This is a genomic window from Stutzerimonas stutzeri (assembly GCF_024448935.1).
Classification (GTDB): domain Bacteria; phylum Pseudomonadota; class Gammaproteobacteria; order Pseudomonadales; family Pseudomonadaceae; genus Stutzerimonas; species Stutzerimonas stutzeri_AO.
Genome location: NZ_JAMOIE010000202.1, coordinates 1 through 1989 on the forward strand (window position 1 = coordinate 1; position 1989 = coordinate 1989).

Annotated in this window: 1 protein-coding gene; it reads right to left on the reverse strand. The window is 63.9% G+C overall.

The features are described from left to right. Window positions 1-1900: hypothetical protein (locus NA637_RS24800; protein ID WP_256075209.1), on the reverse strand; the 1900-nt coding region annotated here is incomplete at its 3' end. Window positions 1901-1989: the final 89 nt, after the last annotated feature.

Here is a 1989-nt window from a genome sequence, read left to right on the forward strand (position 1 = left end):
CAAGCTCGATCAGGATGCGAAATGCCTGGTCGATTTCGCCCTTGGAGAAGGCGATCCGTGCCAGCATGATGTCGCTCAGCAACATATGATCCGGCAGGCCCACATCCCTGGCCAGGGGGCCATAGACATGCAGCAGCCGGGCTGCCAGGTCCAGTTGGTTCTGTTCGTAGATGGCGCTGGCGTGGAGCACCCCCGCCCAGGCGTTGCCGTTGGCCTGACTGAAGGAGGACGCCTGCCGGGTGGCCTCGACGGCCAGGCGGAAGCGGACGGCGGCCTGGCGCTGGCGGCCCTCCTGCATATCGATGATGCCTTCCACGGTTTCCGAGTACATCACGTTGAACGAGCTGGCATAGCTGCCCTGGACGTGCCGGGCGCCCTCCAGCAGCTGGCGGGCCTTGTGGTAAAGCCCCATCACCGAATAGCTGCTGGCCATGGAGTTGATCAGCGCCATGTCGGCAAAGGGTTGGCAGGTCGGCAGTTCCGGCAGGCCACGCTCGCCAATCTCGATGGCCTCTTCCTGGCGGTCCGTCATGGCCAGGGTGAGCGGTCGTATCGCCCGCACATGGGGTCGAATATGCGGGTTGGTGGACTGCTCCAGCCCGGTTTCCTCAAGCATCTGCAGCGCCTCGGTGGGGCCGCGGGTGAAGCACAGCGCCCATACCCAGGCCATCTGCAGCTCTTCGTCCTGCTGCAGTCGCTCCGGCGGGATGCTGCTGAACCACTTCGACAGCAATCGCATCCGGCCCTGGGAAAGCAGGCTCGCCGCATGAGTCCGCAGCAACCCGAGGGCCCGCTCGTAGTCGCCGCCTTCCAGGGCGTGGTCAATCGCCGGTACCGGCCGGTCCCGATCCTCGTACCACTGGGACGCCGCGCGGTGCAGGGCCGGGATTTCCTGCGGATGCTCGGCGTTCAATTGGGCCTTGAGAAATTCCGCAAACAGGCTGTGGTAACGGTAGGTGTTCTCGTCGTTATCCAGCGGGGTCAGGAAGATATGGCTGCTTGCCAGGAGAGACAGCATGGCCTCGGCGGCCGTATCCGGCAGCAGGGCCTGGCAGAGGGAGGCGTTCAGGTGGCGCAGGATGCTGGTGCGCAGGAGAAACTGCCGAACCGGTTGGGGTTGCAGGGCGAGCACATCGTAGGCCAGGTAGTCGGAAATGGTCTGGTTGGCGCCCGAGAAACGCGCGATAAACGCCTCGGGGGAGTCATGGTTCTCCAGTGCCAGAGAGGCCAGCCACAGGGCGGTCACCCAGCCCTCCGTGCGGTCATGGATGCGGGTCAGGTCGTCCTGGGTCAGCGCCAGGTGCCGCCTGGAAACCAGGAAATCGGTAGTTTCCTCGACCGTGAACCTGAGCTGACGGGCGTCGATTTCCAGTAACTGACCCCGGGCCCGCAGCCGCCCGAGGCCAAGCTCCGGCAGGTTGCGCGTGCCGATGATGACCTGGCCACGCCTCGGCAGGTGCTCCACGATCTCCCTGATCAGGCCCAGAATCGCGGCATCCTGAACGCGTTCGAAGTCATCCAGGAAGAGCGCGAAGGCACACGGGTGTTCCGACAGTCGTGCCACGATGTCCAGCGCAGCATCGCCTGTCGAGGTGAAGGTGCGGACTTGGGGAGAATCGGTCTCTTTGCCATCTTCTGTCAGCCGCGCGACGGTCGCATTGAGATACCAGAGGAAACGGGAAGCGTCATTGTCGGCATCATCCAGGGTCAGCCAGGCGGTGATCGTGCCCTGACCCTCCATGCGCTTCATGCACTGGCTCATGACGGTGGTCTTGCCAAATCCGGCGGGCGCACGAACCAGCACGAGGCGCGCAGCAGAGGCACCCAGTATCGTGTCGACCACGTCGCTACGGGGTACCTGAGCCGCCCGTGAGGTGGGCGGATTGAGTTTGCTGGTCATCAGCATCCGCGCGGGGAAAGCAGCTTCCATTGGCGATGTGTCCTTATTCGGTGGTGGTCGCGCCCTGTTGTTGGATCTGTTGTCAAGAA